Source organism: Arthrobacter sp. P1_D12 (assembly GCF_056406175.1).
This window is the reverse complement of the sequence record NZ_JBFUAR010000013.1, coordinates 97,111-116,997: the sequence shown is the minus strand read 5'-3', so window position 1 is coordinate 116,997 and position 19,887 is coordinate 97,111. Positions and strand designations below refer to the sequence as shown.

Annotated in this window: 26 protein-coding genes; 12 read left to right on the top strand and 14 right to left on the bottom strand. The window is 67.1% G+C overall.

Going from position 1 to position 19,887, the window contains the following annotated elements; all coding sequences use genetic code 11:
• Positions 1-7: 7 nt before the first annotated feature.
• The gene (locus tag AC1DZV_RS11465; RefSeq protein WP_476951663.1) at positions 8-1,132 is read right to left on the bottom strand and encodes a WD40/YVTN/BNR-like repeat-containing protein; all 1,125 of its coding nucleotides are present in this window, start codon (positions 1,130-1,132) and stop codon (positions 8-10) included.
• 78 nt (positions 1,133-1,210) lie between these two features.
• Positions 1,211-1,420 (bottom strand): hypothetical protein, encoded by a 210-nt coding sequence (locus tag AC1DZV_RS11460; RefSeq protein ID WP_476951664.1) that lies wholly within the window; start codon positions 1,418-1,420, stop codon positions 1,211-1,213.
• A gap of 150 nt (positions 1,421-1,570) precedes the next feature.
• Between AC1DZV_RS11460 and AC1DZV_RS11455 the strand changes: the two genes are divergently transcribed.
• The 4 genes from AC1DZV_RS11455 (at position 1,571) to AC1DZV_RS11440 (ending at position 5,318) form a co-directional block, all read left to right on the top strand.
• Positions 1,571-2,068: a universal stress protein gene (locus AC1DZV_RS11455; RefSeq protein WP_476951665.1), complete on the top strand. Its 498-nt coding sequence runs from the start codon at positions 1,571-1,573 to the stop codon at positions 2,066-2,068.
• A gap of 215 nt (positions 2,069-2,283) precedes the next feature.
• Positions 2,284-2,643 (top strand): metal-sensitive transcriptional regulator, encoded by a 360-nt coding sequence (locus AC1DZV_RS11450; protein ID WP_230012592.1) that lies wholly within the window; start codon positions 2,284-2,286, stop codon positions 2,641-2,643.
• A gap of 67 nt (positions 2,644-2,710) precedes the next feature.
• A complete protein-coding gene (locus AC1DZV_RS11445) occupies positions 2,711-2,941 on the top strand; it encodes a heavy-metal-associated domain-containing protein (RefSeq protein WP_243178110.1) in 231 nt (76 codons plus the stop codon).
• A 73-nt stretch (positions 2,942-3,014) separates the two neighbouring features.
• Positions 3,015-5,318 (top strand): heavy metal translocating P-type ATPase, encoded by a 2,304-nt coding sequence (locus AC1DZV_RS11440; protein WP_476951666.1) that lies wholly within the window; start codon positions 3,015-3,017, stop codon positions 5,316-5,318.
• Positions 5,319-5,344: 26 nt separating this feature from the next.
• Here AC1DZV_RS11440 and AC1DZV_RS11435 read toward each other — a convergent pair whose 3' ends face one another.
• Complete coding sequence (locus tag AC1DZV_RS11435) at positions 5,345-5,617, bottom strand: DUF2277 domain-containing protein (RefSeq protein WP_028277626.1); 273 nt, start codon at positions 5,615-5,617, stop codon at positions 5,345-5,347.
• 41 nt (positions 5,618-5,658) lie between these two features.
• Between AC1DZV_RS11435 and AC1DZV_RS11430 the strand changes: the two genes are divergently transcribed.
• Positions 5,659-5,805 (top strand): hypothetical protein, encoded by a 147-nt coding sequence (locus tag AC1DZV_RS11430; protein WP_476951667.1) that lies wholly within the window; start codon positions 5,659-5,661, stop codon positions 5,803-5,805.
• 88 nt (positions 5,806-5,893) lie between these two features.
• Here the strand turns inward: AC1DZV_RS11430 and AC1DZV_RS11425 are convergent, their stop codons facing one another.
• Complete coding sequence (locus AC1DZV_RS11425; protein ID WP_476953756.1) at positions 5,894-6,847, bottom strand: EamA family transporter; 954 nt, start codon at positions 6,845-6,847, stop codon at positions 5,894-5,896.
• 240 nt (positions 6,848-7,087) lie between these two features.
• Between AC1DZV_RS11425 and AC1DZV_RS11420 the strand changes: the two genes are divergently transcribed.
• Positions 7,088-7,630 carry a CGNR zinc finger domain-containing protein gene (locus AC1DZV_RS11420; protein WP_476951668.1) on the top strand — a complete coding sequence of 181 codons (543 nt, stop codon included), beginning with the start codon at positions 7,088-7,090 and terminating at the stop codon, positions 7,628-7,630.
• A gap of 84 nt (positions 7,631-7,714) precedes the next feature.
• Here the strand turns inward: AC1DZV_RS11420 and AC1DZV_RS11415 are convergent, their stop codons facing one another.
• From AC1DZV_RS11415 to AC1DZV_RS11405, 3 genes are all read right to left on the bottom strand, one after another.
• Positions 7,715-8,077, bottom strand: coding sequence for a hypothetical protein (locus AC1DZV_RS11415; RefSeq protein ID WP_476951669.1), 363 nt, complete (start codon positions 8,075-8,077; stop codon positions 7,715-7,717).
• A gap of 83 nt (positions 8,078-8,160) precedes the next feature.
• Positions 8,161-8,754 (bottom strand): hypothetical protein, encoded by a 594-nt coding sequence (locus tag AC1DZV_RS11410; RefSeq protein ID WP_476951670.1) that lies wholly within the window; start codon positions 8,752-8,754, stop codon positions 8,161-8,163.
• A 59-nt stretch (positions 8,755-8,813) separates the two neighbouring features.
• Positions 8,814-10,169, bottom strand: coding sequence for an MATE family efflux transporter (locus AC1DZV_RS11405; protein ID WP_476951671.1), 1,356 nt, complete (start codon positions 10,167-10,169; stop codon positions 8,814-8,816).
• A 149-nt stretch (positions 10,170-10,318) separates the two neighbouring features.
• Between AC1DZV_RS11405 and AC1DZV_RS11400 the strand changes: the two genes are divergently transcribed.
• Both AC1DZV_RS11400 and AC1DZV_RS11395 read left to right on the top strand, forming a co-directional pair.
• Positions 10,319-10,813, top strand: a complete 495-nt coding sequence (locus AC1DZV_RS11400; protein ID WP_476953751.1) for a DoxX family protein — start codon at positions 10,319-10,321, stop codon at positions 10,811-10,813.
• Positions 10,810-11,784 (top strand): acyl-CoA thioesterase, encoded by a 975-nt coding sequence (locus AC1DZV_RS11395; RefSeq protein ID WP_476951673.1) that lies wholly within the window; start codon positions 10,810-10,812, stop codon positions 11,782-11,784. Before AC1DZV_RS11400 ends, AC1DZV_RS11395 begins: the two co-directional genes overlap by 4 nt.
• Positions 11,785-11,796: 12 nt before the next feature.
• Here the strand turns inward: AC1DZV_RS11395 and dnaB are convergent, their stop codons facing one another.
• Positions 11,797-13,182 carry a replicative DNA helicase gene (gene dnaB, locus AC1DZV_RS11390; protein ID WP_018775337.1) on the bottom strand — a complete coding sequence of 462 codons (1,386 nt, stop codon included), beginning with the start codon at positions 13,180-13,182 and terminating at the stop codon, positions 11,797-11,799.
• A gap of 845 nt (positions 13,183-14,027) precedes the next feature.
• Here dnaB and AC1DZV_RS11385 point away from each other — a divergent pair.
• Together AC1DZV_RS11385 and AC1DZV_RS11380 are read left to right on the top strand one after the other, a co-directional pair.
• Complete coding sequence (locus AC1DZV_RS11385) at positions 14,028-14,474, top strand: hypothetical protein (RefSeq protein ID WP_028277634.1); 447 nt, start codon at positions 14,028-14,030, stop codon at positions 14,472-14,474.
• Between the two features lie 3 nt (positions 14,475-14,477).
• Complete coding sequence (locus tag AC1DZV_RS11380; protein ID WP_476953750.1) at positions 14,478-15,050, top strand: hypothetical protein; 573 nt, start codon at positions 14,478-14,480, stop codon at positions 15,048-15,050.
• Positions 15,051-15,108: 58 nt separating this feature from the next.
• Here AC1DZV_RS11380 and AC1DZV_RS11375 read toward each other — a convergent pair whose 3' ends face one another.
• Both AC1DZV_RS11375 and AC1DZV_RS11370 read right to left on the bottom strand, forming a co-directional pair.
• The gene (locus tag AC1DZV_RS11375; protein ID WP_476953749.1) at positions 15,109-15,546 is read right to left on the bottom strand and encodes a TFIIB-type zinc ribbon-containing protein; all 438 of its coding nucleotides are present in this window, start codon (positions 15,544-15,546) and stop codon (positions 15,109-15,111) included.
• A gap of 74 nt (positions 15,547-15,620) precedes the next feature.
• Entirely contained in the window at positions 15,621-16,247 is a 627-nt protein-coding gene (locus AC1DZV_RS11370) for an FMN reductase (protein WP_476951676.1), read from the bottom strand.
• Positions 16,248-16,387: 140 nt separating this feature from the next.
• Between AC1DZV_RS11370 and AC1DZV_RS11365 the strand changes: the two genes are divergently transcribed.
• A complete protein-coding gene (locus AC1DZV_RS11365) occupies positions 16,388-16,810 on the top strand; it encodes a DUF1801 domain-containing protein (RefSeq protein ID WP_476951677.1) in 423 nt (140 codons plus the stop codon).
• Between the two features lie 172 nt (positions 16,811-16,982).
• Here the strand turns inward: AC1DZV_RS11365 and rplI are convergent, their stop codons facing one another.
• From rplI to rpsF, 4 genes are all read right to left on the bottom strand, one after another.
• Positions 16,983-17,435, bottom strand: coding sequence for a 50S ribosomal protein L9 (rplI, locus tag AC1DZV_RS11360; protein WP_476953748.1), 453 nt, complete (start codon positions 17,433-17,435; stop codon positions 16,983-16,985).
• Between the two features lie 17 nt (positions 17,436-17,452).
• The gene (rpsR, locus tag AC1DZV_RS11355; protein ID WP_003800144.1) at positions 17,453-17,692 is read right to left on the bottom strand and encodes a 30S ribosomal protein S18; all 240 of its coding nucleotides are present in this window, start codon (positions 17,690-17,692) and stop codon (positions 17,453-17,455) included.
• 125 nt (positions 17,693-17,817) lie between these two features.
• On the bottom strand, positions 17,818-18,393 hold the full coding sequence (locus AC1DZV_RS11350) for a single-stranded DNA-binding protein (protein ID WP_018775330.1): 576 nt from the start codon (positions 18,391-18,393) through the stop codon (positions 17,818-17,820).
• 55 nt (positions 18,394-18,448) lie between these two features.
• On the bottom strand, positions 18,449-18,754 hold the full coding sequence (gene rpsF / locus AC1DZV_RS11345; RefSeq protein WP_026266755.1) for a 30S ribosomal protein S6: 306 nt from the start codon (positions 18,752-18,754) through the stop codon (positions 18,449-18,451).
• 271 nt (positions 18,755-19,025) lie between these two features.
• Between rpsF and AC1DZV_RS11340 the strand changes: the two genes are divergently transcribed.
• Positions 19,026-19,709 carry a DUF1345 domain-containing protein gene (locus tag AC1DZV_RS11340; protein ID WP_476870321.1) on the top strand — a complete coding sequence of 228 codons (684 nt, stop codon included), beginning with the start codon at positions 19,026-19,028 and terminating at the stop codon, positions 19,707-19,709.
• The last annotated feature ends 178 nt before the right edge of the window (positions 19,710-19,887 follow it).

Below are 19,887 nucleotides of genomic sequence, written 5' to 3'. Positions count from 1 at the left end.
TACCCCTTCACGGCTGCGCCGGGAGCAGGGCAGTGGAGACCACGGCTGCCCGCACGCACAGCACGTCCGGCAGGTGCGAGGCGACCTCGGTAAAGTGTTCTCCTTCGTCAGCGCTGGCGTAGACACTGCCGCCGCGCGTCCCGAAGTAGACGCCCGCAGGCTCCGCGCCGTCGACGCTGGCAGCATCACGGAGCACGGCGTTGTACTCGGCTTCCGGCAGCCCGGCATCGAGCCGTTTCCAGCTGGCACCGGCGTCATCGGTCCGGTGCACCGCCAGCTTCCCGTCCGGCGGGATACGTTCGCCGTCAGCCTTCAGCGGGACCACCCAGGCGGTACCGGCCCGGCGCGGATGCGTCAGCATCACAAAACCGAAGTCCGCCGGCAGCCCTTCGGCGATCGACTCCCACGATTCGGCGTCGTCGTCGCTGCGGTACACGCCGTGATGGTTTTGCGCGTACAGGCGGCCGTCGACGGCGGCGTCGGCCGCGATCTTGTGAACGCACTGGCCGAATTCCGGGTTGGGATCGGGCATGAAGTACGCGGAAATTCCCTTGTTGCGCGGCTCCCAGGAGGCGCCGCCGTCGAGCGAGCGGTAGACCCCACCGGTGCTCATGGCGACGTGGACTTTCTCGCCCGTGGGGTCGACGACAATCGAGTGCGCCGCAGCGCCGCCATAGCCTGCGCCCCATTCGCTGCGGTGCGGATGGTCCCAGAGGCCGCGGTTGAGCTCAAAGTGCTCGCCGCCGTCGGTGGATTTCCAGACCGAGATCGGTTCGCAGCCCGCCCACACGACGCCCGGGCGGGAGTCGGCGTCGGGATAGATCTGCCAGATCCGTTCCAGGGCGGCGTCGGTGCCGTCGGGAAACGTGATGGCGCCGTTTTCGGGTTCAGTCCAGGTTCCGCCGAGATCATCTGAGTGGAAAACCGTGGGACCCCAGTGCTCGGAGCGGACCCCCACCAGGATCCGGGTCCTGTCATCGCGGGTATCGATGGCGATGCTGGGCACCTCACTCATCAGGAAATGCGGTCCGGACAGCGACCAGTCCTTCCGGTCCTGGCTGGTCGCCAGCCAAAGGCCTTTCTTGGTCCCGATCGCCAGGACGTAACTCTCTGCAGTAGCCATGGGGTCCATGCAACCATCCCCGCCGGAAGGCCGCAACGGTTTTCTCCCGGCGCCCGCCGGCACGCCCTGCCGCGCCGTTGGCATCTTTCAGTCGACGAACTCCGACTGCGTCTCGATGAAGTCCCAGTCCGCGGCCGTCAATACGGCCACGCCGGCGGACGGCTCAGCCGGACCGGGCCCGCCGGCATCCGCGATTCCCCGCTGCACGGCCTCGGGCAGTTCGATGGTCCGCAGGTTTTCCCGAAGCCATTCCTTGCTCGCCAAATCCAGATCCAACCACCACATGTAGATCTCCACGGCGGCCACCTCCTCCTGTGTCCTTCAACCGTAGGCCCCACCCCCGGGCTGTTCAAGGGAGGCCGCGGCAAACGGCGCCCGCACCGTCCCGGGCCGGCAAACGGGAAGTAAGCCCCTGTTCAGGGCCGCACCCCGGCGCCAGAATGAAGTATGCCTGACGACTCCGCCCACGGCCCGGCGCCTCTTGTAGTGGGTGTGGTTCCGGGACAGCATCCGGAAGTGCTGCAGACGGCGGCATCCCTCGCGAAGTCCCTCGCCGCGCCCTTGATCTGCGCCTACGTGGACGAGGCCAGCTACCTCGTGGAGTGGGATCCGGCGCGGTCCGCGCACCGCCTGTCCCTGCACCCGGACGCGGACGACGCCCGGATCCGGGCCACCGCCCAGGAGCTGCGTTCCGTTGTTGAGGCACTCTGCGTGCCCTTGGGAATCGACTGGACGCTGCGCACCCTGGCCGGGGATCCCGCCCGGGCGATCGGCAGGCTGGCCGCGGACACCAACGCAGCCATGATCGTGGTGGGGACCCCCGAACGCGGCATCGGCCACCGCATCTCCGCCGCGCTGAACGGCTCCGTGGCGGCGTGGCTCAGCCACCATCAGGAACGTCCGATCCTGATGGTTCCGGCCGCCGCTCCGGCAGGAAGAAAGTAAAGCGAAAGTACTTATTCGGAGCGCTGGTGTTACCCCACTACCGGCGAGTAAGCTCGATCTGTAGGCCGGAGGAACGGCCTACCCCAAAGCTGCTCCGGAGTGCGTATCCCCCAATAACGCACTCCGGAGCTCTTTGTTTTGCGCAACATTCCACATGTTGCGTCTGCCCGGGGCGCGGGCTTGAAACATACCCCTGGGGGGTATATGTTGAGGGCATGAGCGAGTCAGAAGTCCCCGGCACGGCGCGTCTGGACACTGTTCCCCTTGACGCCCCGCCCCATGAACACGGCTACACGTCCAACAAGGACGCCTACCTTCGCCGTCTCAAGCGGATCGAAGGGCAGGTCCGCGGCATCGCCCGGATGGTTGACGAGGACAAATACTGCATCGACATCCTCACCCAGGTCGCCGCCGTCACCAAGGCCCTTCATGCCGTGAGCCTCGGGCTCGTCGAAGAGCACATCGGCCACTGCGTTGTCGGCGCCGCCGCCGAACCGGATCCGGAGCTTCGGGCGGAGGCCATCGATGTCAAAGTCAAGGAGGCCACCGATGCCATCGGACGCCTGCTCCGCTAGTACCCGTACCACCCACCACACCACCGGGCCGGGGAACCACACCCGGCCCAGCGACAAGGAGCACCCCATGGCCCCCGTTTCCACCACCGTCAACGTTTCCGGCATGACCTGCGGCCACTGCGTGTCCTCTGTCAGCGAAGAACTTGAGGCGCTCTCCGGCGTCGAAAAGATCGACGTCGACCTCAACGCCGGCGGCATCTCCACCGTCACGATCACCTCCAGCGAAGCACTGTCCTCCTCCGAAATCGGCGAGGCAATCGCCGAAGCCGGCTACCTCGTGGTCGCCAGCGAAGCCTGAGTGACAACAGCGCCGGGCGGGCGCAGACACCGGAACGGCAGAAAACCAATCGAGCGGGAAAAAGAAGGGCGCCGTGAGCAGCGAGCAGTTGTTGGACCAGGCCGGGAGCCGTGTCATTGACCTCGATATCGAGGGCATGACGTGCGCCTCCTGCGTCAACCGGGTCGAGCGCAGGCTCGGAAAGCTCGACGGCGTCGAGGCCAGCGTCAACCTGCCCCTCGAGTCCGCCCGAGTCAGCGTCCCGGCGGACATCACCGACGACCAGATCACCGCCACTGTCGCGGCCGCGGGCTACAAGGCCACGGTCCGGTCCGCCAGGTACCCGGGCGCGCCGGTGGAGGACGCAGGACTCCCGGCCGGCACCGAATTTCCGGCCGGCACAGCCGCACCCTCTCTTCGCCCGCGGCTGGTTGTGGCAGCCGTACTCACCGTCCCGGTCTTCGCGATCTCGATGATCCCGGCATTCCAGTTCCCGAACTGGGGCTGGGTGGCCGCGATCCTGGCCCTGCCGGTGGTTGCCTGGGCGGCGTGGCCGTTCCACCGCGCCGCGGCCATCAACGCGCGGCATCTGGCCTCGACCATGGACACCCTGGTATCCATCGGCGTGATTGCCGCCTACTCGTTTTCGGTTGGGCAACTCCTTGCCGACCCGGGCATGACCGAACATCCCGCAGCGGAGGGCATGGGCTCCGGCGGCCTGTACTTCGAGGTCGCATCCGTGGTCACCACGTTCCTGCTGCTCGGCCGCTACCTCGAGGCCAACGCCAAACGGAAGGCGGGCGACGCCCTCAAGGCCCTCCTGGACCTGGGGGCAAAAGACGCTACTGTCCTGCGCGGCGGCACCGAGCACAAGATCCCGGCCGACCAGCTGGCCCTCGGAGACGTGATCGTGGTCCGCCCCGGCGAGAAGATCGCCGCCGACGGCGTCGTCATCGACGGTACCTCTGCGGTGGACGCCTCCCTCGTGACCGGCGAATCCGTGCCCGTGGAAGTCGGCCCGGACAGCCAGGTCACCGGGGCCACCATCAACACCTCAGGCCGTCTCCTGGTCCGCGCCACCCGCGTCGGGTCCGAGACCACCCTGGCCCAGATGGGCAGGCTCGTCTCCGCGGCGCAGACCGGAAAAGCACCCATCGCCCGGCTCGCCGACCGCATCAGCGCCGTCTTCGTACCGGTCGTCCTGGTCATCGCCGCCCTCACCTTCGGGGCCTGGCTCATTGCGGCCGCACCGGCCGTCAGCGCCGACGACGTCCGGGCCGCCTTCACCGCCGCCGTCGCCGTGCTGGTCATTGCCTGCCCTTGCGCCCTCGGGCTGGCCACCCCCGTCGGACTGTTGACCGGGACCGGGCGGGGCGCCCAGCTGGGGATCCTGATCAAGGGTCCGCAAGTCCTCGAGGACACCCGGACGGTGGACACGATCCTGCTGGACAAGACCGGGACCGTCACCACCGGCCGCCTTGCCGTGGACGGCGTCCAAAGTTTCGGGCCGCACAGCGAAGCCGAGGTCCTGCGACTGGCGGGGGCAGTGGAAAACGCCTCCGAGCACCCGATCGCCCGGGCCATCGCCGCTGCGGCGTTGGGCGCGGCGGCGGGGCGTGTGAACCACGACGGCGCCGGCCTCCCCGCCGTCACCGGCTTCCGCTCCGCAGCCGGCGGCGGCGTCGATGGCACGGTCGACGGCCGGCGCGTGGTCGCGGGGCGCACCGGCTGGCTGTTGGAGTCCGGCGTCGCTCCGGCCCCGGCTCAGCGCGAGGCGCTGGGTACCGCCGAAGACTCCGGCGCCACGGCCGTCTGGGTTGCCGTGGACGGTGAAATCGCCGGAATCATCAGCCTGCGGGACACCGTCAAGCCCGGTTCCGCGGCCGCAGTTGTCCGGCTCCGGGAGCTCGGGCTCCGGCCGATCCTGCTGACCGGCGACAACGCCGCTGTGGCTGCCCAGGTGGCGGCCGCCGTCGGGATCAGCCCGCGCGACGTCTTAGCCGGTGTGCTCCCGGCGGGCAAGGTTGAGGCCGTGCGGAAGCTGCAGGCGGCCGGCGGCACTGTGGCCATGGCAGGGGACGGCGTCAACGACGCCGCGGCGCTGGCGCAGGCGGACCTGGGCATCGCCATGGGCTCCGGCACCGACGTCGCCATCGAGGCAGCCGATCTGACGGTGATGGGCAACGACCTCGGACAGGTGGCGCAGGCGATCGAGCTTTCCCGCCGGACGCTCGGCACCATCAAGACGAACCTCTTCTGGGCGTTCTTCTACAACGCCGTGGGCATCCCGGTGGCAGCCCTGGGCCTGCTCAACCCGATGATCGCCGGCGCCGCCATGGCCGTCAGCTCCGTGCTGGTGGTGGCCAACTCCCTGCGGCTGCGCAGCTTCGGGAAGTAGTCCGGCCTGAGGCCGGGCGCCCCGCCTCAGGCCGCGCCATAGCGGATGGCTGCCCTGGCTTTGGCTTTGGCCGCTTCCTCCCCGCGGTCCTTTGCCGGGGCGTGGGTTACCAGGGAGTCGAGGAGGTGCTGCGTCGCATGGGCAATCTCATGCACGGCCCGGTTGAAGGCCTCCTCGTTGGCCTTGGACGGCTTGGTGCTGCCGCTGATCTTGCGCACGTATTGCAACGCGGCGGCCTCCACCTCTGCGGTGGTGGCGTGGGGTTCAAAATTGTGGAGGGTCCGGATATTTCGGCACATATCTCCATGCTAAGGGCGGTCTGCCCTTCAGGTCATGGCTGATGCTCGAAAGAACTGACGATGTCATTCCACCGCTGCAGCTCGACAATGGGCGCCAGGTTGTCTTCCCGGACGCCGCACCGGTCTGCCCCGAAGAAGCCCGGCACTTGAAGGATCACGGCCTGGCGGGGCTTTTGATCAGCGAATGAAATATTCGCTGCACAAGGTCCTTGACAGTCCCGATTGAGATTCCTTCGGCCCTGGGAACGAGGTGCCCGGGCCCGAACGGACAACCGACTACGGCACGGGCTCGCAGTCGTTTGCGTGGTCCAGCACTGCCGCGCCGGTGCCGGACGGGGCCCGGAGTTCGTCCAGCCGGACCAGCACCACCCCGCCGACAATCAGCAGGCCGCCCAGGAGCTGGATGGGTCCGGGCAGTTCGCCGAGCAGCAGCCACGCCCAGATGACGGCGAACAGCACCTCGGTGAGCGAGACAAAGGACGCGACTTTCGACCCGAGCGCCCGCGCGGCGACAATTCCGGACACGTACGCCACCACCGTGGCCAGGACCACGAGGCCGCCCAGCGCCACCCACCACGGGGTGACCCAGGGCCCCAGGCGGGTGTCGGCCGTGCTGAAGGCCATCGGCAGCAGCCCGGTTGCCGCGGCGAGCCACATGACGATTGCGCCCACCATGAGCCCGCCGGAGGCCAGCAGGATGGGCGGCAGGGTGTCGTTTTCCTTGGCCGTGATGAAGAAATAGATGGCCAGGCACACCGCGGCCGCGATCCCCCACAGCACCCCGATGAGGTCGACCTTGACGGCTCCAGTGAGGTCCAGGACCAGGATCAGCCCGCCGAGGGATAGGAGCGTGCCAAAAATGGTCAGTGGCCGCGGCCGTTTCCGGCTGGCGGCCCACAGCCAGAGGACGATCAGCACCGGCGCCAGGTACTCCAGCAGCAGGGCGACGCCGACCGAGAGCCGGGATACGGCGTTGAAATAGAACAACTGGCAGGCGGCGACGCCGATGAATCCGAACAGCAGCACTGTCAGCCAGTTGTCCCGGAGCTGGTGCCAACGTCCGCGCAAGGAGGGCATGGCGAAGACGGCCAGAATCAGGGCCGCACCGGTAAGCCGGGCCGTGACGGCCGCCCCGGGAGTCCAGCCCGTTTCCAGGAGCGCCTTGGCGAATGATCCGGAGAGCCCAAACACCGCGGACGAAAACAGTGCGACACCCAGGCCCGATGCCATGAACCCGGATGGTGCGGCGGCCCGCGTGGTGCTCTGCCTGGCGGCCTGCTTGCCTCCCCGTTTGCCGTCGAGTTTGCTTCCCTGCGGGGTGCCGCCCGGTTCGGAGGCAGACCGCTGGGCGGCAAGGTCTCGGACCGGGGTGGCGACGGGGCGCTGGGGGGCAGACACGGGCATTCTCCTGTCAGGAGTAAAGTAGGGTTATGCTCATGACATTACGCCCGGGCAAGGTAAGGAGTCAAGATGGTTTTTGCCCCTGACACGGAAGTTGCCCTGCGTTCTGTGGTCAACCTCATCAACACCGCGGCCAACGGCGAGGAACATTTGGCCACGGTCAGGGATCTGGACGCCTTCCTGGAGGCCGAGGGCTTCACCGGTTCCCGCACCCGGGACGGGGCGGAGCTGGCCAGCGTGCGGCGGCTCCGCGGCGAGCTCGCCGAACTCTGGCAGGCCGAGGAGTCGGCGGCCGCGGAAACCGTGAACCGGCTGCTCCGGGAGGCCCGGGCGCTGCCCCAGCTGGTCAAGCACGAACCCTGGGACTGGCACCTGCACGCCACCACCCCGGAGGCGCCGCTGGCCGACCGGATAAGCACGGAGGCGGCCATGGCGATCGTGGACGTGATCCGCAGCAAGGAAATGGACCGCCTGCTGGTATGCGCCGCGGACGACTGCGACGCCGTCGTGCTGGACCTGAGCCGCAACCGTTCGAAGCGCTACTGCGACACGGGAAACTGCGCCAACCGCGCGCACGTGGCCGCGTACCGGGCCCGCAAAGCCGCGTCCTGACTCCGAAGGTGCCGGCGGGAGGGCCCGCGGTGTCGAGCCCCACTGTCAGGCCGGCCTGTCGGGCCTCACCGTGAGGCCACGCTGCTAGACTTGCGGGCCGCCGTCCCGGGAATCGCCGGGTCCGGACTCGGGACGGGGCTGCGCTGACGGGCCGCCATGGCCGGAGGGCGTGCGCTTGGAACTGAGGTTGACGCCGGAACCCTTCCCCAGGTCAGCGGGATTCTCCTTGTGGCTCATGGCCAGCATGGCGGCCACCACCAGGATCACAATAAACGCGATGCCGGCGCCGATGAGCGCCAGATCGAACCGGGGCGAGCGGGCGCTGCCGCCCGAGGCGAAGATCAGGACGCCGAAGAAAACCACCACGGCCCAGAACGCGGAGAACATGAGCGGTCCCTTGACCGAGGTCCGCAGGCTGCGGGGCGCTCCGGGTTTCTGCTGTGCCAAGGTGTTTTCCTCCTGCAGCCCGCGCAAATAGCGTGGCTGTCTTGTTACCGCCATTGTTCTACGCCGGGTAGAACCTGTCGGTACTAGTTTACGGCCTCCGCGGAATCACCCGGAGCATCATGGCGCAGGGTCAGTCCGGACAGCATCCACAGGACGCCACTGATGATAGCCCCGCCGCCGGCAACGCCGAGGAGGGCGTGCGGGCCGAGGCCGATGAAGAACGGCAGCGAGATCGCAGTGCCCAGTCCGATCACGCCGGAGGCGATCCAGTCACGGGCCAGCACGGACCGGCCGCGGCCACGAATGCCCGCGAACAGCTCCGCGGCGCCGGCCACGCCCAGGCCCAGGGCCGCGATGGTTCCGAAGACGAGCGGGGCAGGGATCAGGGCCACGGCCGCGCCGGCTCCGGCCAGGGCTGCCCCGCCGGCGGAGAGGACCCTGCCAGCGCCTTCCCGCGGGGGGAATCCGGTCTTGGGCACGGTCCAGATCATCACCACACCGGTGGCCAGCAGGTAGAGGCCGCCGGCCCAGCCCATGCCCGATTCGGGCGGCGCCGCCCAGAACACGGTGACCGCGCCAAACACGAGCGCGACGGCCGCCCTGACAAGCACGGGCTTGAAGAGGTCGGCCGCGGCGCGGATGGCAGGGGTCGCGTCAGGCGCTGCGGGAAGAGTCACCCGTCCAGTTTAGTGCGAAGCCGCCGCTTCGCACGTCTGCCGGCGGCGCCTGCCCGCACTCACCGCGCGCCGAGCACCATCCACCGGTCCGTCCGGGCCCGGAGGCCCAGCGTCAGCGCCCGCGCCGCCATGTACCCGAGTGAGAACGCGGCCCACAGCCAGAGCAATCCCGCGCCGGCACCGGCGCCGGAATACAGCACGGCAAGAAGCAGCGGCAGGTAGGCAGCGAGGTTAACGACGCCGGCGATCGCCAGGTAGTGGGCGTCGCCCGCGCCGATGAGGACGCCGTCAAGGACGAAGACGTACCCGGCCAGCGGCTGCCCGGCGGCGAGCACCCACAGGGCGAGGGTCAGTGCCGCCCGGACTTCGGCGTCGGGCGTGAAGACGGCGCCCGCCCACGGTGCCGCGGCTGCCAGAAGGATTCCGGTCAGGACGCCGAAGCCGACCCCCCACCGGGTCATGGTGCGCGTCAGCGCGCGGGCCGCCACCGGCCGGGCCGCGCCTAGTTCCTTGCCGATCAAGGCCTGGGCCGCGATCGCGAGGGCGTCGAGGGCGAAAGCGAAGAACGTGAAGAGGGTCATGGCCAGCTGATGCGCGGCGAGATTGACCGGCCCCTGGGCGGTGACCACCACCACCGTGGCGAGAATCGCGATCCGCAGGCTGAGCGTGCGCAGCATCAGCCAGGAACCCACCCCGGTCAGGGCCCGGATGCCACGCCAGTCCGGCCGCAGGGACACACCGTTGTTGCGGGCATTGCGCCGGACGATCAGCACATAGACGGCCGCCATGGCCCACTGCGCGATGCTCGTGCCAACAGCCGAGCCGGTCACGGACCAGCCCAACCCGTAGACGAGGACCAGGTTCAGCGCGATGTTCAGCGTGAAACCCGCGGCGGCGACGATCAGCGGGGTCCGGGTGTCCTGGAGTCCGCGCAGCACCCCCGTGCCCGCGAATATGAGCAGCATCGCCACGAGGCCGGGCATGGACCCGCGCAGGTAGTCCACGGCAAACGCATGCACCTCGCCGTCGGCGCCCATCAGGTTCAGGAGCGGCCCCGCGGCCAGGAACCCGGCGACCGCAAGGACGAGTCCGAGCAGCAGCGCCAACCAGATGCCGTCGCGCCCGGCGGCGAGGGCTTTGGCCAGCTGGCCGTTGCCGATGGCCCGCGCCACCGCCGGGGTGGTGGAGTACGCGAGGAACACCATCAGTCCGACTGCCGTGTGCAGGACCGCCGATGCCAGCCCGACGCCGGCCAGTTCGGCTACGCCGAGATGGCCCACAATGGCCGAATCCGCGAGCAGGAACAGCGGCTCGGCGATCAGGGCGCCGAAGGCCGGCACTGCCAGGCGCAGGATTTCCCGGCGCTGCCCGGTAGTCGGCGGCGGGGCGGTGGACAGCGGCGGGGAAGGTTGCACGCGTTAACCCTAGCCGGGCCACTGAATCGACCCCGCGCGTCATTTAGTTGACATTTCAACTAAATATCCGGAAGACTGGATCTTGAACGCAACCGAAGCCGCGGCGGCTGAGAGCCGCGACGCCCCCTACTTACGAAACGGTATCTCCCATGAACCAGCCCGCCCTGACCACCTCCGCCCGAACCATCCTGCGCGTCATCGCCGGCTTCCTTTTCGCCGCCCACGGCTGGCAGAAGTTCAACGAATTCACGATTGCAGGCACCCAGGCCGCCTTCACCCAGATGGGCGTTCCGGCAGCCCAGGCGGTGGCTCCCGTCGTCGCGACCCTCGAGCTCGTCGGCGGTGTCGCGCTGATTCTGGGCGTGCTCACCCGCGTGTTTGCGGTCCTCCTCGCACTGGACATGCTCGGCGCCCTGTTCATGGTCCACGCCTCCGCCGGCGTCTTCGTCGCAACCGGCGGCTATGAACTCGTCCTGATTCTGGCGGCCGCCGCCGCAGCCGTGGCCCTCGTCGGTGCGGGCAGTTGGGGGGGCCGCCCGCCGTCGTGTGTCTCCAGGGTCATGGCGTGGTTATGGCGCGGCGGACAGCGATTGTGTCGCCGGCCGGCGGCGCCTGCCGGGCCAATCAGTAAACTCACATTATGAGCGAGAATGCGCCCAATTCCGTGACCCTGCGCTTCCTGGCGGCCCCCACCGATGTCGGCCACAGCGGCTCGGTCGACGCCGGCACCGTGCTCGAGTGGGTGGACAAGGCGGCCTATGCCGCCGCCGTCGGCTGGGCAAAGTCCTACTGCGTGACGGCCTACGTGGGGAACATCCACTTCGCGGACCCGGTCAACAGCGGCGACATGGTGGAGGTCGAGGCCACGATCGTGTACACCGGGCGGTCCTCGATGCATATCCGCACCGTGGTGTCCTCGGGCGATCCGAAGGGCGGCCCCGCCACCATGCGCAGCCAGTGCATCGTGATCTTCGTGGCCGTGGGCGCGGACGGCAAGCCCATACCGGTGCCGCAGTTCGTCCCTGAGACGCCGGATGAAATCGAACAGCGGCACCACGCGCTGGCCCGGATCAAGGTCCGCGAGGACATCGTGGAGGCCATGAGCGGACAGGAATATACCGACGCCGGCACGGCCGAGAGCGTGGTGCTGCGGTTCATGGCCGCGCCCACGGACGTGAACTGGGGCGGCAAGGTGCACGGCGGCATCGTCATGAAGTGGATCGACGAGGCTGCGTACGTCTGCGCCTCCCGGTACTGCGGCAAGGACACCGTGGCCGTATTCTCCGGCGGTGTGCGGTTCTACCGGCCGCTGCTGATCGGCCACGTCGTAGAGGTGGAGGCCCGTCTGGTCTACACCGGCACCAAGGGCATGCACATCGCCGTCCACGTCCGCTCCGGAGACCCCAAGGGGCGCGAGCTGAACCTGACCACGTACTGCCTGACGGTCATGGTCGCCCGCGACGAGACCGGCACCTCGGTCCCCATTCCGCAATGGGTGCCGGTGTCAGCGGAAGATATCCGGCTCCACGCCCATGCCCGCGAACTGCTGGAAATCCGCGGCCGGGCCCCGGGGAACCGGCTGCCCAACCACCTGCTCGCGGCCGGCGACCGCTAGGGACGGGCGGGGCTAGAAGCCGCCGCCACCGCCGGCGTCGGCGGCCATGTTGGCAAACCGCGAGTAGTGTCCCTGGAAGGCCACCACAATGTCTTTTGTGGGGCCGTTACGGTGCTTGGCGATCAGGATGTCCGCCTCGCCGGCGCGCGGGGACTCCTTGTCATAGACGTCTTCGCGGTGCAGCAGGATCACCATGTCGGCATCCTGCTCGATGGAGCCGGATTCGCGCAGGTCCGAGACCATGGGGCGTTTGTCCTGGCGCTGCTCGGAGCCACGGTTCAGCTGCGACAGCGCGATCACCGGCACCTGGAGTTCCTTGGCCAGGAGCTTCAGGGCACGGGAGAACTCGGAGACTTCCTGCTGGCGGGATTCCACTTTCTTGCCCGAGCTCATGAGCTGCAGGTAGTCCAGGATCACCAGTTTGAGGTCATGCTGCTGCTTCAGGCGCCGGCACTTGGCCCGGATCTCCATCAGCGACATGTTGGGGCTGTCATCGATGAACAGCGGCGCATCGTTCATCCGGCCCATGGTGGTGGCAATCTTGGACCACTGCTCGTCCTTGATGGTGCCCTTGCGGAGGTCCTGGAGGCCGATCGTGGCCTCGGCGGACAGCAGGCGCATGGCGATCTCGTTGCGGCCCATTTCGAGGGAAAACATGACGGTCGCGAGGTTGTTCTTGATGGCGGCCGAGCGGGCGAAGTCCAGCGCGAACGTGGACTTGCCGACGGCCGGGCGGGCGGCGATGACGATCATCTGGCCGGGATGCAGGCCGTGGGTGAGTTCATCGAGCTCGTAGAAGCCGGTGGGGACACCCACCATGCCCTCGCCGCGGTGGCCGGAGGCCTCGATCTCGTCCACGGTTGATTCCATGACGTCCTTGAGGACCACATAGTCCTCGGCGGTCCGGCGTTCGGCGACGGCGTAGACCTCGGCCTGGGCCTGGTTGACCAGGTCTTCGACCTCGCCGTCCTGTCCGTAGCCGAGCTGGACGATCTTGGTGCCGGCGTTGACCAGGCGGCGCAGCACCGCGCGTTCGCCCACGATTTCAGCGTAGTAACCGGCGTTGGCGGCCGTGGGGACGGTCTGGATGAGTTCGTGCAGGTAGGCGGGTCCGCCGATCCTGTTGATTTCGCCGCGCTTGGTCAGCTCGTCCGAGACGGTGACGGCGTCCGCGGGCTCGCCGCGGCCATAGAGGTCGATGATGGCCTCGTAGATGGTTTCGTGCGCCGGACGGTAGAAGTCCTGGCCACGCAGGATCTCGACGACGTCGGCGATGGCGTCCTTGGACAGCATCATGCCGCCCAGGACTGACTGCTCCGCGGGGATGTCCTGCGGAGGCTTGCGACTGCCCTCGGCTCCCCGCGTACCCTCGACTGAGTCCAGATGCGTAACTGACAAAACTGCCGTCCTTCATTGTGTGCCGTGGCGGATGTCCGTTCGCCGCGGCGCGTAAGCACTGCGCCTTATGCCCAATGCCCTCGTACCCAGTGCCTTAAGGCCAAGCGCCCTATCCCGGCGGGTCAACGCCCAGCCGCTGCGGTGCTCACCGGCCGTGATGCCGAACTGCCGTAATTGCGGAGCTGTGATGCGTACCTGCTGTGATTCCGAACTGCTGTGATGCCGAACTGCTGTGATTCCGAACCGCCGCGATTCCGAACTGCTGTCATGCGGGCGGCAAAACCCGGCACATGCCGGCCGCTCTATTCTTACCAGTCAGCTCCGACAGTTCGCGCCGGCCCAGCGACCGCCGTTATCCACAGTGCCGGTGCGGCCGCAGGGCACCGGATCCCGGAGCCGGTGTCCTGGCGGGCACCATCCGGCGACCGCAGGTTTTTCCGCTTCCCACGCCCGATATCCTGCTACGTTATCCGCCGCCGGGGCAGGCACCAACCCGGCCGCCCGGCTGCCCTGTGGATAACCTGTGCACTAGTGCCTGATGCTTGTGCACAGTCTGTGGGTAGAGCTGTGGATAGAAAAAAAGTTAAGCCTGTAATCCGTGCTTGACCTGCGGAAATGTTGCATTCATCTTGTGGACACAAAACAATTTCCGCCAAGCTTCATCCACAGCCTGCACCTTGGGGCTGGGGATACGATGCGGCGCAGGAGGCCACATTTGCCGCCCGATACGCGCATTTTGTGACCGGATTCATTCCCGCCGAGCCGAATTGACGCCAGCAGCGGCGCACTGTACGCGAGGTGCGGAACATGCTGTGGATAACCGCAATCTGGCATAAGCTCTAATCATGGGCGATGTACTGATAGTCATGTTGCCTGCCCTCATCCTCGCGACGGTGCTCTGGGCGGCGGTCACGGCGTTGAAGCCGCGGAACCACGGGATCTCAGAGGCCGAGCGCTACCAGCAGGAACTGGCGCTCAAGTCCCAGGCCCACTACGCGGCGCAGGTCCGGGCTGCCGAGGCCTCCCGCGCCCGGATTGAAGCGACCACGCGCCCCAGCCAGAACTCCCAGCAGCAGTCGCAGCAGGCCGACCACGCCCGCTCCGCCCTGTTGGGCCGGGACAGCTCCGGCCACCAGGATGCGTTGTCCGCCATTGGACACCTGAACCCACAGCTCCTCTTGCAGCTCCAGTCACTGGCCCACGACGGACACAAGACGAAGGCCGTCCGGCTGCTGCGGCAATCGACCCGCTCGGACCTGAAGACCGCAAAGAATTACGTAGATCGGCTCTAGCACATGGACTCCCTGCTCATTCCCGTACTGATCCTGGTGCTCGTGGCCGCCGCCGTACTGCTGGCGGTACGGGCGTGGAGCCGCCGCGGCGAACGCACCAGGCCGGCACCAGCGCCGCAGCCGGACCCCAACTCCGCGGAGCTGGCCCGGACGGCGGCCGCCAGGCTCACCGAGGAGCAGCACCGGCAGCTCTACGCGCTGATCGCGCAGGGGCAGGCCATGGCCGCCATCAAGGTCTACCTCGAGGCCACAGGCGAGGGCCTCCGGGCGTCCCGCGACGCCGTCGCGGCGCTGGCAGCCCMCCCCCAGCCCTTCCGCGCCCCTGAGCCGGCGCCGGCGGCCGTTCCGGACGACGACGACGTGCCGCAGCGGTTCTCGTACCGCTACCGCGCGATCGCCAGCAAGGGCGATGTCACCCGCGAGGTGAGCAGCAACATGCTCAATGATGAGATTTACGGGAGGATCCGCACCCTGGCCAAGAGCGGCGACACCGAGGCCGCAGCGACCGCCCTGACCCGCCACTCGGATATCTCCATGAAACAGGCCCGGGAATTCATCGCACTGCTCGGCGACTGAACCCCGCGGGGCCCACGCCCGCTCCGGGGCCACCCGCACGGCCGGCGACCCGGCAGGGCTAGAAGTCGAACAAGTCCCCCAGCCAGCCTTCCTTCTTCTTCGGACGGCGGCGGTCATCGTAACGCGGCTGCTCATACCTCGACTGGTCGGGCCGCGGACGGTCGCGGCGGTCATCGTACCGGCGCTCGTCATAGCGGCGGTCATCCGGACGCCGGTCGTCCCGGCGCGGGTCGAGGTTGTACAGCGGCGGCGGAATATGGCCACCCGCCGCAGGTGAAAACTCAGCAGGTGAAAACTCAGCAGGTGGGATCGCTGCCGGCGGCACTGGTGCGGCGGGGACGCCGGCTTTCGGGCCCAACGACTCCGCCGCACGGTCGATGATCTTGTCCAGCTCTCCCCGGTCCAGCCACACCCCGCGGCATTGGGGGCAATAGTCGATCTCCACGCCGCTGCGTTCACTCATGATCAGGTCAATAGAATCCACGGGACACTTCATGTCCCGGACAACGAGCGGGCGGCCGAAAAGGTTCGGACGGCGCTGCGGGCCCGGAAGCCCGGCGCCGGGCAGACCTACCGCTGGGCAGCGATCCCGGCCAGCAGCTGCTCAAACGGCAGGGACTCCAGCGCGGCCGGCTTCTGCTGCGGCCCTGAGTCCTGCAGCAGGGCGACAAACTCCCCCGCCGCCCGGTCCACACGCACCGACAGCGGCGAGCCGCCGTCGTCGTTGTTTCCCCAGTCCTGCGGCCCCGCGAAAACCGCGGTGGCGGCGATCCGGGTGCGCAGGTAAGTGAACAGCGGCCGCATCGCGAAGTCCAGCACCATCTGGTGCCGGTCCGTGCCGGCGGTGGCCCCGATCAGCACGGCCTTGCCTTCGAGCGACTTGGGATCGAGCACGTCGATGAAGGACTTGAAAAGCCCGCTGTAGGACGCGCTGAAAACGGGGCTGACGGCGATCAGGCCATCAGCGGCCTCGACGCGGGCGATCACTTCGGCGAGCCGCGGAGCCGCGTACCCGGTGACAAAGTTGTTGGCGATGTCCACGGCGAGGTCCCGCAACTCCAAGACCTCGATGTCCACGGCGTAGCCGGCCGCGGCTAGCTGCCGCTCGGCCGAGGCCGCCAGCTGGTCCGCGAGCAGGCGGCTTGAGGAGGGGACGCCGAGTCCGGCGGAGATAACGGTGATACGGCGGGTTTCCACGGAGTGCTCCTAAGTTGAATCCTGGTCAGCAACGCGACTACATGCGTTTGCATCTATCTTTAGAAGCGGCGGGCAAGGGGATTTATTCCCGGGCGCCCTCCCCGCCTGACAGGAATCCCGCGCTCTGCAAGGCTGCCCTCATGGCTGAAAACAAAACGCAGGCAACGGGCGCGTCGGTTCAGGAGTTCCTGGCCGCCGTCGAGCATCCGGTCCGGCGCGCCGACGGGTTCCGCATGCTGGCGCTGATGTCCGAAATAACGGGCGAACCGGCGCAAATGTGGGGTCCGACGATTGTGGGCTTCGGCCGCTACCACTACAAGTACGCGAGCGGCAGGGAGGGCGATGCCGCGGCGGTCGGCTTCTCCCCCAGGAAATCCAGCCTGTCGCTCTACGGCCTGACATATGGGCCGGAGGCTGCCGAACTCCTCGGCAGGCTGGGCAGGCACAAGCTCGGCGCCGGCTGCCTGTACGTCAACAAGCTCGACGACGTCGACGAGGCCGTGCTCACCCAACTGGTCCGGCTCGGCTACCGGCATGTCACCACGGCGCTGCACCACGCCTAAGGGGATCCGCCCCGCCAAAGCAACGCGGGGTCGCTTCCGGCCCATGACGCCATCCAAAATGGACCGCAAGTGACCTCGTGTTGGGGTTAAAGCGGAAGGCCCCCSCCTTCGGTCCTCAGAGAGGTCCGGAGGCGGGGGCCTTCCAGCAGTTCAGGACTGCAGCCGGTGAGGGCTACTTGTCTGCGACTACGTCGAGTTCGATCACAGCGGAAACGTCGTCGTGCAGACGGACGTTTGCCTGGTAGGAACCGGTCGACTTGATGTGTGCCGGCAGTTCAACCTTGCGCTTGTCGATGCGGCCCAGGCCTGCGGCCTCAACAGCGTCGGCCACGTCGCCCTGCTTGACGGTGCCGAACAGACGTCCGGTTGCGCCAGCCTTGACGACCAGCTTGACCGGCTTGGCGGAGAGTGCAGCAGCCTGCTTCTGAGCGTCTTCCAGGGAAGCGTGCTCGCGGGCAACGCGGGCAGCCTTGATGGACTCAACCTGCTTCTCGCCACCCTTGGACCAGGTCAGGGCGAAGTTGCGGGGCAGCAGGTAGTTACGTGCGTAACCGTCCTTGACCTCGACAACGTCGCCAGCAGCACCGAGACCGGTTACTTCGTGGGTCAGAATGAGCTTTGCCATTTTAGTTAATCCCTTCCTTAGCCGCGGCCAGCGCCGGAGTAAGGCAGCAGAGCAACTTCGCGGGCGTTCTTGATTGCCTGGGCGATCTTGCGCTGTTCCTGCACCGTGACGCCAGTGACGCGACGGGCGCGGATCTTTCCGCGGTCGGAGATGAACTTGCGCAGCAATGCTACGTCCTTGTAGTCGATGACAGTGATGTCAGCGGCCTTCAAGGGGTTGGACTTTGGTTTGGGCTTACGGAGTTCAGCCTTAGCCATCGTGGAGCTCCTATTCGATGGAGCCCGTGGATATTGATCCACGGGATGGTGGTGATCCGGCGCAGTCTGCACCAGGCCGCCTTGCGGCGGCCAGTCGGCTTTCGTTGCCGGACCTTAGATGTTGTTTAGAAGGGAGGTTCGGAATCCGGGCCGTTGCCCCAGCCGCCGCCCGCATTGCTGACCCCGGGCGTGGCCCACGGGTCTTCCTGCGCGGCGGGCTGGTTGCCGCCCCATGTCCCACCGGTGTTGCCGCCCTGGTTTGCACCCTGGCCGCCACCGAATCCACCGCCGCTGTTGCCGCCGCCGAAGCCACCCTGACCACCCTGACCGCCGGAGCGCTGGGTGCGGTTGACCTTGGCGTTGGCGTAGCGCAGGCTCGGGCCGATTTCGTCGACCTCGAGCTCGATAACGGTGCGCTTCTCGCCTTCTTTTGTTTCGTAGGAACGGCTCTTCAAGCGGCCGGAGACGATAACGCGCATGCCCTTGGTCAGGGACTCGGCGACGTTTTCGGCTGCTTCGCGCCAGACCGACGCGCGGAGGAACAGGGTTTCCCCGTCCTTCCACTCATTGGACTGCCGGTCGAAGGTGCGGGGAGTAGAAGCGATGGTGAAATTCGCTACGGCCGAACCGGACGGTGTGAACCTGAGTTCGGGGTCATTGGTGAGGTTACCGATAACCGTGATAGTGGTTTCGCCTGCCATCTACTGCCTCCTTGTGCGTTCCTGCGGGGATAAAGATTGAAGGTTGGCTGCTGAATTACTCAGCAACAACTTTCTGCTCTTCGGGGCGGGTGATCTTGGTGCGCATGATGGTCTCGTTGAGACTCAGCTGGCGGTCAAGTTCCTTGGCGGTAGCCGGCTCGGCGGTGAAGTTCACCACGGCGTAGATACCTTCGGACTTCTTCTGGATTTCGTAAGCCAGGCGACGACGGCCCCAGATGTCAACCTTTTCGATGGTTCCACCATCGTTGGTGATGACGTTCAGGAACTTCTGAAGCGACGGCTCAACGGCACGCTCTTCGACCTCGGGGTCGATGATTACCATCAATTCGTAAGGACGCATATGTGAACCCACCTCCTTTGGGCTAAGCGGTTACGGCATTTCCGTAACAGGAGGTTCATTTGCGGTGTCATGCAATGCCCAGCCGCCGGAACGGAGGCAGGGCGCAGCACAGACTTCAATAGCTTAGTGCATGCGGGCCGGAATCCGCGATTCCGTGCCTCCACCGTACGGCCCCGCGACCTGGCCGGGAATAGCGTCTGCGGCCATGTGGATAACCGCCACACGACCAGCGGTCAGTCGGGGGGCGCAACGGCTGTGCCATGATCTGAAAATGCACACCAACCCCTCGTCAGCCGTGCCGCCACCGCTCCGCCGCAGCCGTCTCCGCTTCGCCGCCATGGTGCTGTTGGGGCTACTCGCCGCCGGGGCGGCCGGAATGTCAGGGCACTGGGTGCAGGCTCCCACGATTGGCTGGTGCGCCGCCGCCTTGACCTACGTCGTCTGGGTCTGGCTGGTTATCGGCCGCCTCGACCCTGCGGACACCCGGTTGCACGCCACAACGGAAGACCCGGCCCGGAGCACGACGGACCTGCTTATCCTGGCCGCCAACGCCGCCAGCCTGGCGGCTGCGGGAGCGGTCATCGTGGATTCGCACAACAACACTGACACCCTCTCCAGGATTGCCGGCGGGCTGCTCGCGGTAGTCTCGGTGGCGCTGTCCTGGACCCTGGTCCAGACGCTGTTCACACTGCGGTACGCGGAGCTGTACTACGGCACGGGCACGAGGGCAGGCTCCCGGGTGGGCGGCATCGACTTCAACCAGAGCCGGCCGCCGCAGTACACCGATTTCGCCTACTTAGCCACGAGTCTGGGCATGACGTACCAGGTATCGGACACCGCGCTGCAGAACCATGGCATCCGGGCCGAGGCCCTCAAGCACAGCCTGCTCTCCTACCTCTTTGGGACCATCATTCTGGCAACCACCATCAACCTCGTAGTCGGCGTCGCCGCGTAGTGCCCGGGAGGCGGCCGAACGGTCCGCAAAGTCGGGGCCATATGGACAATTCTGCGGTCTGACCCAAGTATTTCGGGGTTCGACTACTCGTGTTTAGCTCACCCTGTACTCGATTATCCGAACCCGCTAGTGCTCCCGAAGAAGCCAAGCTACATTGGCATCAGCACAGCCATTTGGT

Coding starts and splice junctions, on each gene's coding strand:
- AC1DZV_RS11465 (WP_476951663.1), bottom strand. CDS start 1,132: ATGGACCCCATGGCTACTGCAGAGAGTTACGTCCTGGCGATCGGGACC.
- AC1DZV_RS11455 (WP_476951665.1), top strand. CDS start 1,571: ATGCCTGACGACTCCGCCCACGGCCCGGCGCCTCTTGTAGTGGGTGTG.
- AC1DZV_RS11450 (WP_230012592.1), top strand. CDS start 2,284: ATGAGCGAGTCAGAAGTCCCCGGCACGGCGCGTCTGGACACTGTTCCC.
- AC1DZV_RS11445 (WP_243178110.1), top strand. CDS start 2,711: ATGGCCCCCGTTTCCACCACCGTCAACGTTTCCGGCATGACCTGCGGC.
- AC1DZV_RS11435 (WP_028277626.1), bottom strand. CDS start 5,617: ATGTGCCGAAATATCCGGACCCTCCACAATTTTGAACCCCACGCCACC.
- AC1DZV_RS11430 (WP_476951667.1), top strand. CDS start 5,659: ATGCTCGAAAGAACTGACGATGTCATTCCACCGCTGCAGCTCGACAAT.
- AC1DZV_RS11425 (WP_476953756.1), bottom strand. CDS start 6,847: ATGGCATCGGGCCTGGGTGTCGCACTGTTTTCGTCCGCGGTGTTTGGG.
- AC1DZV_RS11420 (WP_476951668.1), top strand. CDS start 7,088: ATGGTTTTTGCCCCTGACACGGAAGTTGCCCTGCGTTCTGTGGTCAAC.
- AC1DZV_RS11400 (WP_476953751.1), top strand. CDS start 10,319: ATGAACCAGCCCGCCCTGACCACCTCCGCCCGAACCATCCTGCGCGTC.
- AC1DZV_RS11395 (WP_476951673.1), top strand. CDS start 10,810: ATGAGCGAGAATGCGCCCAATTCCGTGACCCTGCGCTTCCTGGCGGCC.
- AC1DZV_RS11385 (WP_028277634.1), top strand. CDS start 14,028: ATGGGCGATGTACTGATAGTCATGTTGCCTGCCCTCATCCTCGCGACG.
- AC1DZV_RS11375 (WP_476953749.1), bottom strand. CDS start 15,546: ATGAAGTGTCCCGTGGATTCTATTGACCTGATCATGAGTGAACGCAGC.
- AC1DZV_RS11365 (WP_476951677.1), top strand. CDS start 16,388: ATGGCTGAAAACAAAACGCAGGCAACGGGCGCGTCGGTTCAGGAGTTC.
- rplI (WP_476953748.1), bottom strand. CDS start 17,435: ATGGCAAAGCTCATTCTGACCCACGAAGTAACCGGTCTCGGTGCTGCT.
- rpsR (WP_003800144.1), bottom strand. CDS start 17,692: ATGGCTAAGGCTGAACTCCGTAAGCCCAAACCAAAGTCCAACCCCTTG.
- AC1DZV_RS11350 (WP_018775330.1), bottom strand. CDS start 18,393: ATGGCAGGCGAAACCACTATCACGGTTATCGGTAACCTCACCAATGAC.
- rpsF (WP_026266755.1), bottom strand. CDS start 18,754: ATGCGTCCTTACGAATTGATGGTAATCATCGACCCCGAGGTCGAAGAG.
- AC1DZV_RS11340 (WP_476870321.1), top strand. CDS start 19,026: ATGCACACCAACCCCTCGTCAGCCGTGCCGCCACCGCTCCGCCGCAGC.